The following is a 7,664-nucleotide window of genomic DNA, read 5'->3' on the forward strand; positions in this document are numbered from 1 at the left end:
CATTTGTTTTTCAGAGATTACAATATTATCCTTCTCTTTATTAGTCATTTGCTTTTCAGGTGTTACGGCATTTTCGTTCACAACACTCGGCATCTGTTTTTCAGAGGCTTTAATATTATCCTTCTCTTCATTAGCTATTTGCTCTTTAGGGGGTTCGATATTTCCCTTCTCTTTATCGGTCATTGCTTCCTTAGAGACTTCATTATCAGTAATAACGCTATCCGTGGTTGGCGCTATTAACTTCCCAGGCTTCAAAATATTCTCGAAGATTTGATCGCTATTTTCATAAGTCACTGTTGAGACTAGTTGTCCGTGATTGTTATCTTTCACAGTGACAGTGGCCTTAATATCTGATTTGTCATAGATAATATCGCCAAGTCCACCATCAACTTCTGAAACAGTGTAGGTATAGGTTCCCTCTTTTGTAAATGTTAGGGCACTAAAGTTTACAGAACCATCTGCTTGATTGCTTACCTTTTCGATTTCATCGCCTTTTTCATTTTTTAAAACAAATTCGAATTCACCGGTGTTTAAGGTACGTCCCTCGAGGACTTTTTTTATCGAAAGACTAGCAGCAGCTGGAGCAGGTGTATAGAAATTGTTAAAGACATTGTCATCAGCAATAAATTCAATCATTGCCTGTAATTGTCCGTTGTTTCGATCTTCTACAGTTATTTTTGCTACAATATATTTTGAATCATACTCAACACCACTAAGCTCATTTTTTACTTCTGAAATTGTATACCAATATTCGCCGGGCTTATCGAATGATAGATTTTTAAATCTAACTTGACCCTCTTTTGTATTTTGAGTTGTATCAATAAGTTTCTCACTATCCACTTCTCTAAGCTCAAATTTAAATTCATTTTCTAGAAGCTCACGACCAAATAGTCGTACTACTGCTGGTATTTTGACATTAACCGTCTTTGAAGTAGCCTGTCCCCCATCAGGTTGTTTTGCGCTGATGATGGTATTTTTTACTTCTTGTGCCGATACATTATTCACTAGAGCAACAGTTCCAAATAATACTATTCCTGGTATTAGGAGCGATGTTCTCCATTTCTTAGTATTCATTATCCTTTTTCCTTTCTCAAAGCATGATTTATGTAGCTAATCTGTGTCGTTATAACATGCAAATTTTACATCTAAAGTCCTCAATAAATTTTGAATGCTTAGTGCCAGAATGTGCACCATTCGTAAATTATAACATCTTCTAAAAAACATTCAAGCTGTCCTTCTGCTTTTAAAATCTGTTTTATATGTTTTTTATGTAATCATATATTTGGGATTATATTCTTTAGTATTGGTTTTAATTGATACAAAATTCGTGTAGAATACAGTTTAAAATATGAAAAAATGTAAAAAAGGGCTATAATGGTATTATGAAAGTACTATTGTATTTAGAAGGTAAAACTGTTTTAGAGAAATCAGGAATTGGCCGGGCGCTTCAACACCAGATGGAAGCGCTAGATATGGCAGGCATTCCTTATACGACAGACCTGTTGGGAGATTACGATGTCATTCATATCAATACCTATGGTCCACGCTCCTGGTTATTGCTACATGCAGCCAAACGGAGTGGAAAAAAGGTAATCATGCATGGACATTCCACGAAGGAAGATTTTCAAAATTCCTTTATCGGTTCGAATACCCTGGCTCCTTTTGTAGGGAAATATCTAGCAAGCATGTACCAAAAGGCAGACTTTGTCATCACTCCTTCAGAGTATTCAAAAAAACTCATCCAGTCTTACGGTGTGACAACGCCAATTATAGCCGTTTCGAATGGTATTGATTTAGATAAATATAAGAAGGATGAACGTAAGGAAGCAGTCTTTCGGGAGCATTTTAAAATTGAAGAAGGTCAGCCAGTTGTTGTCTGTGCAGGACTTTACTTCCGACGTAAAGGAATTGAAGACTTTGTCAAGGTAGCCGAAAAGATGCCGCATGTCCGCTTCATTTGGCTCGGTTCAATCAATAAGTGGCTGATTCCGTCATATATTAGAAAAATTGTTGAGGGAGATCATCCAGCGAATGTCGAGTTTCCAGGTTATTTTAAAGGTGCTGTTTTTCAAGGTGCAATGAGCGGAGCGGATGCCTTTTTCTTCCCATCGTATGAGGAAACAGAAGGGATTGTTGTTCTGGAAGCTCTTGCTAGTCATCAGCATGTTGTTCTAAGAGATATTCCAGTTTACGATGGTTGGATTGACGAAAACGTTGCCGAATTTGGACATACAGTGGATGATTTTGTTGATTCTATTCAGAAAATCTTAGACAAGCAGGTTGATAAACGTGAGGCGGGCTACCAGGTTGCGGTTAGTCGCTCGATTGACAATGTTTCCCACCAATTGGTGGATGCCTATCGACAAGTATTGGAGATGTAAATGCGGATTGGATTGTTTACGGATACCTATTTTCCACAGGTTTCAGGAGTCGCGACTTCGATTCGGACTCTTAAGACAGAGTTGGAGAAATTGGGTCATACGGTATTTATTTTTACGACGACAGATGAGGATGTGAATCGCTACGAAGATTGGGACATTATCCGAATTCCTAGCGTACCTTTTTTTGCCTTTAAAGATCGTCGGGTGGCCTACGCAGGTTTTACAGATGCCTTAAAAATTGCAAGTCGCTATAAACTAGATATTATTCATACTCATACAGAATTTTCTTTGGGGATTTTGGGGAAAATGATTGCCAAGGAACTTGATATTCCGGTGGTACATACTTATCACACCCAGTATGAAGACTACGTACACTATATTGCCAAGGGTAGGATTATTCGTCCCGGGATGGTTAAATATTTAGTACGGGCATTTTTAAAAGATTTGGATGGGGTAATTTGTCCTAGTGAGATTGTTGAAGATCTTTTAATGAGTTACAATGTTCCGATTTCTAAACGAGTAATTCCGACAGGAATTGACTTGGCAAAGTTTGATAGACCAGAAATTGGCAAGGATGAAACAGATGAGTTGCGGGAACAGCTAGGAATTGCTAGTGATGAAACGATGTTGTTAAGTCTGTCTAGGATTTCTCACGAGAAGAATATCCAAGCAATCGTTCAGGCAATGCCAAAAATTTTGCTGGAAAATCCAAAGGTGAAGTTGGTCATTGTCGGAGGAGGACCTTATACAGATGATCTTCAAGAAATGATAGCGGAGCTTAATCTAGATGAACACGTCCAGTTGACGGGAATGATTGCACCAAGTGATACAGCACTTTATTATAAAGCTGCGGATTTCTTTATTTCTGCTTCGACCAGTGAAACACAGGGACTAACTTTCTTAGAAAGCTTAGCTTCTGGAACTCCTATTTTGGCACATAGCAATCCCTACTTAAAAAACGTTATAACAGATAAGATGTTTGGGACGCTCTTCATTCGAGAACAGGAGTTGGCAGATGCCGTCGTTGAGGCGATTGTTGCTACGCCACCAATGAATCCGTATGTGCTTGATAAGAAGCTCTATGAGATTTCTTCTACGAATTTTGGGCGCAAGGTTTTTGAATATTATCTAGATTTGAAGATTTCGTATGATTTTAGAAAAGAACATACTAATCAAGATAGCGTAGCAGAAGCATTGATAAAAGAGGCTATTTACCTACCGCAAAAAGTAGTAGTTAAATCAACAGACACAACTGCAAAAATATTGAAAAAATCAGTGGAACAAGTAAAATCAATCCGGAATTTCTTTGAATAATTTGGAGGTTTCAAATGGAAAAGCTTCGGAAAGAGAGTTGGAAGAGTCTGGCTATAGTAGCCCTTATTATACTATTCATGTATGCAGGTATTTATCTGATTGCCTTTCATCTGATTAGTGATACTATGCTTTCTAAGGTACTGGTGGTTGGGAATATATTGCTCTATACTCCCATTGTGCTATTCCTAACAGGTCTTCTTTATGGATTTTTTCACGGCTTTTCTCCTAGCCTTCTTGCCTTGGTTTTACTGCTTTATCCTGTAACCATCTTTTTCTTTAAGGAATGGATTATTCTCTATCAGATTGTCTACACCTTATGTGCTCTGATTGGAAATGGGGTAGGAGCTCTGCTATTTTCCTTAAGAAAGAAAATGAAGAAAAATTCTTGATATATCGGAAAATCCTTGTTATAATAGCTTTTAGAGACTTATCAATTCTAGGAAATCTTTGAGAGAGTGTGCGGTTGGTGTAAGCACATAGAGGATAGGATTGACACTACTCGGTATGATTTTATGCAAACATAAAAGGGTGGTTCCCTTATCGCCAATCTGAGGTAGTCAGGCTTTTTAGCGTGACTGCGAATGAAGGTGGAACCACGTTGCGACGTCCTTTTGTGAGGGCGTCGTATTTTCTTTTGGAGGAGGAATGATGCTACCTGATGACTTATTAAGACGGTGTCAAGATGTGCGTCATGCTTACAGAGAGTTGGAACTCAAGCACCACGACAAAGAGTGGTCCATCGAGGAAGACCTCTTGGCTTTGACCAATGATATTGGCAATATGAACCGCCTGATTATGACCAAGCAGGGTCGTTACTATGATGAAACGCCCTATACCTTGGAGCATAAAATGGCTGAAAATATCTGGTGGTTGATTGAATTAGCTGACCGCCTAGATATTGATATTCAAAAAGAAATGGAAACCTTTTTAGCTCAAAAAGAAGAGTTATTGGGGATTAAAAAATAAAAATAGAAAGGACTAGGGTCTCCGTATTTGGTTGAACTGAATACGGGCTACGGACTGGGCCAAAAAGATAAACGAGAACTAGACGCTTGCGTCGTCGTTCTGTTTCCTATTTTGGCTGTGTCCGCTTAACGCCCTTTATATCTTATATTATGCTTAAAATTACTTTCCCAGATGGTGCTGTTCGTGAGTACCAGGCTGGTGTGACAACTTTTGAAATTGCGGAGAGCATCAGCAAGTCTTTGGCGAAAAAGGCTCTTGCAGGTAAGTTCAATGGTAAATTGATTGACACCACTCGTGCCATTAAAGAGGACGGCACGCTTGAAATCGTGACGCCTGACCACGAGGATGCCTTGGACATCTTGCGTCACTCAGCGGCTCACTTGTTTGCCCAAGCGGCTCGTCGTCTTTTCCCAGACATCAAGTTGGGGGTTGGTCCAGCTATTCAGGATGGTTTCTACTATGATACGGACAATGCAGCAGGTCAGATTTCAAATGAAGATTTGCCACGCATTCAGGAAGAAATGATGAAGATTGTCAAGGAAAACTTCCCTTCTGAACGTCGTGAGGTGACTAAGGAAGAAGCTCTTGAGATTTTCAAAAATGATCCATACAAGTTGGAATTGATTCACGAGCACTCGGATGATGAGGGTGGTTTGACCATCTATACTCAGGGTGAATACGTTGACCTCTGCCGTGGCCCACATGTTCCGTCAACAGGTCGTATCCAGATTTTTGAATTGCTCAATGTGGCTGGTGCTTACTGGCGTGGTAAGAGCGAAAATCCAATGATGCAACGGGTTTATGGTACAGCTTGGTTTGACAAGAAAGACCTCAAGGCTTACCTTCAAATGCGTGAGGAAGCCAAAGAGCGTGACCACCGTAAACTTGGTAAGGAATTGGATCTCTTCATGATCAGCCAAGAGGTTGGTCAAGGTTTGCCATTCTGGTTGCCAAATGGAGCGACCATCCGTCGTACTTTGGAGCGTTACATCACAGACAAGGAATTGGCTTCTGGTTACCAGCACGTTTATACGCCACCGTTGGCTTCTGTTGAACTCTATAAGACTTCAGGTCACTGGGAGCATTATTCAGAAGATATGTTCCCAACTATGGACATGGGCGATGGTGAGGAGTTTGTTCTTCGTCCGATGAACTGTCCGCACCACATTCAAGTTTACAAAAACCATGTGCGTTCTTACCGTGAATTGCCAGTGCGTATCGCTGAGCTTGGTATGATGCACCGCTATGAGAAGTCAGGTGCATTGACTGGCTTGCAACGGGTGCGTGAGATGACTCTTAATGACGGTCATATCTTTGTCACGCCTGAGCAAATTCAAGAAGAGTTTAAAAAAGCTCTCCAGTTGATTATCGATGTGTACGCAGATTTCAACCTAAACGACTACCGTTTCCGCCTGTCTTATCGTGATCCAGAGGACAAAGAGAAGTATTACGATAACGATGAGATGTGGGAAAATGCCCAGCGTATGCTGAAGGGTGCCATGGATGAAATGGGTGTGGACTACTTTGAGGCAGAGGGTGAAGCAGCCTTCTACGGTCCAAAATTGGATATTCAGGTGAAAACGGCCCTTGGTAACGAGGAAACTCTGTCAACCATTCAGTTGGACTTCCTCTTGCCAGAACGTTTTGGTCTGACTTATATCGGTGCTGACGGTGAAGAACACCGCCCAGTCATGATTCACCGTGGTGTTATTTCGACCATGGAACGCTTCACCGCTATCTTGATTGAAACCTACAAGGGTGCCTTCCCGACTTGGTTGGCTCCAACCCAAGTGACCATGATCCCAATCTCTGTGGAAGCTCACTTGGACTACGCTTGGAAGGTTGCTAAGGAATTGCAAGACCGTGGCGTTCGCGTACACGTGGATGAGCGGAACGAGAAGATGCAATACAAGATCCGTCAGAGTCAGACCAGCAAGATTCCATACCAGCTTATCGTCGGTGATAAGGAAATGGAAGATAATGCAGTCAACGTTCGTCGCTACGGAAGCAAGGCAACACAAACTCAATCTGTTACAGAATTTGTGGACCATATCCTAGCAGATATTGCCCGCAAGTCACGACCAGCTGAAGCAGCTGAATAAATAAAGCAAGAAGTCCGAAAGGGCTTCTTTTTGCATGTAAAAAAACCTCCCAACCGACTGGCTGGGAGTGCTAGTATCACTTATTAGTTACTTTTCTTTTTAGGGTAGGAAATCACTTTCCCTTGAAATACTTTATCCAGTATAGGAATTCTTTTTACAATCATCAAGACTAGGGAATTGATGATAAGAAGTAATCCAAAACTTATGAGCAGCAGCAGAGGTGTAGAAAAATCTATAAAATATTTCTTTATGAAAAGAGTAATAATTGTCAGGATGTAGGTATGTACCAGATAGAAGTAAAGTGAATACTGGCCAAACCAAGCTATAATAGAGGGTAATCTTCTTTCCAGAGTGATTATGATAGAAACGATCAGGTAGGTCATAGCTAGTCCGTTTGCATATCGTAGGAAGGTGTGAAATGGCAGGTGCTGACTTGGGTAGGTTTGGTAGGACTGTAAATAGATGAGATAGAAGACGGTGACCAGACCGGCTAAACTGTGAAAAACGGTCTGTCTAACCATTTTCTTGTGAATTTCTTTCTTGGCAAAATAAATACCTAAAAAATAAAATAGTGGTAAAGAAGTCAGGTGTTGTAACCCAATTGGTAACTGACTGATATTTAATGGACCACCCCATAGGACAGCAAATAGCGTAAAAAGACCAATGCAAATCAGTGAAACTGGTTCTGTTAGTTGCAACCGATGGAGAATAAGAGTTGCGGAGGCCATAAGGATTAAAAACCAAATATACCACATAGACGTATCTGGCAGGAGAAAATTAGAAACGAGGTGACTAGGTTGTATTTTATCAACAGTGTAACTTGAAAAGAGGATTTTGCTAATTACAATACTACTGCCAAAGACTGCGTATATTTGCAACAGCCGATATATATATATATATA

General features: G+C 40.4%; 7 protein-coding genes. 5 read left to right on the forward strand and 2 right to left on the reverse strand.

The genetic code is table 11. From position 1 onward, the window contains the following. Positions 1–1,074 (reverse strand): Spy0128 family protein (locus SST111_RS10505; protein WP_306509511.1); only part of this gene is annotated, 1,074 nt, incomplete at its 3' end. Between the two features lie 308 nt (positions 1,075–1,382). On the opposite strand from SST111_RS10505, the gene SST111_RS10510 reads away from it, so the two are divergent. The 5 genes from SST111_RS10510 to thrS all read left to right on the forward strand — a co-directional run bounded on the left by SST111_RS10510 (position 1,383) and on the right by thrS (position 6,763). After that, positions 1,383–2,381 (forward strand): glycosyltransferase family 4 protein, encoded by a 999-nt coding sequence (locus tag SST111_RS10510; protein WP_099811242.1) that lies wholly within the window; start codon positions 1,383–1,385, stop codon positions 2,379–2,381. Continuing rightward, positions 2,382–3,695, forward strand: coding sequence for a glycosyltransferase family 4 protein (locus tag SST111_RS10515; protein WP_012027311.1), 1,314 nt, complete (start codon positions 2,382–2,384; stop codon positions 3,693–3,695). Between the two features lie 14 nt (positions 3,696–3,709). Further along, positions 3,710–4,084, forward strand: a complete 375-nt coding sequence (locus SST111_RS10520) for a hypothetical protein (RefSeq protein WP_099811244.1) — start codon at positions 3,710–3,712, stop codon at positions 4,082–4,084. Between the two features lie 259 nt (positions 4,085–4,343). Then, positions 4,344–4,661, forward strand: coding sequence for a MazG-like protein (locus SST111_RS10525; RefSeq protein WP_099811246.1), 318 nt, complete (start codon positions 4,344–4,346; stop codon positions 4,659–4,661). A 149-nt stretch (positions 4,662–4,810) separates the two neighbouring features. Next, positions 4,811–6,763 carry a threonine--tRNA ligase gene (gene thrS, locus SST111_RS10530; RefSeq protein WP_099811250.1) on the forward strand — a complete coding sequence of 651 codons (1,953 nt, stop codon included), beginning with the start codon at positions 4,811–4,813 and terminating at the stop codon, positions 6,761–6,763. Positions 6,764–6,846: 83 nt separating this feature from the next. Here thrS and SST111_RS10535 read toward each other — a convergent pair. Continuing rightward, positions 6,847–7,664, reverse strand: an 818-nt coding sequence (locus SST111_RS10535) for an acyltransferase family protein (protein WP_142350762.1), incomplete at its 5' end; no start/stop codon positions are given.

It is taken from the genome of Streptococcus suis YS161 (assembly GCF_002760245.1).
Lineage (GTDB): Bacteria > Bacillota > Bacilli > Lactobacillales > Streptococcaceae > Streptococcus > Streptococcus suis_I.

Bases quoted from the DNA above. Each gene is read 5' to 3' on its own strand.
- thrS (WP_099811250.1), top strand. From the start codon at position 4,811: ATGCTTAAAATTACTTTCCCAGATGGTGCTGTTCGTGAGTACCAGGCT.
- SST111_RS10510 (WP_099811242.1), top strand. From the start codon at position 1,383: ATGAAAGTACTATTGTATTTAGAAGGTAAAACTGTTTTAGAGAAATCA.
- SST111_RS10525 (WP_099811246.1), top strand. From the start codon at position 4,344: ATGCTACCTGATGACTTATTAAGACGGTGTCAAGATGTGCGTCATGCT.
- SST111_RS10515 (WP_012027311.1), top strand. From the start codon at position 2,382: ATGCGGATTGGATTGTTTACGGATACCTATTTTCCACAGGTTTCAGGA.
- SST111_RS10520 (WP_099811244.1), top strand. From the start codon at position 3,710: ATGGAAAAGCTTCGGAAAGAGAGTTGGAAGAGTCTGGCTATAGTAGCC.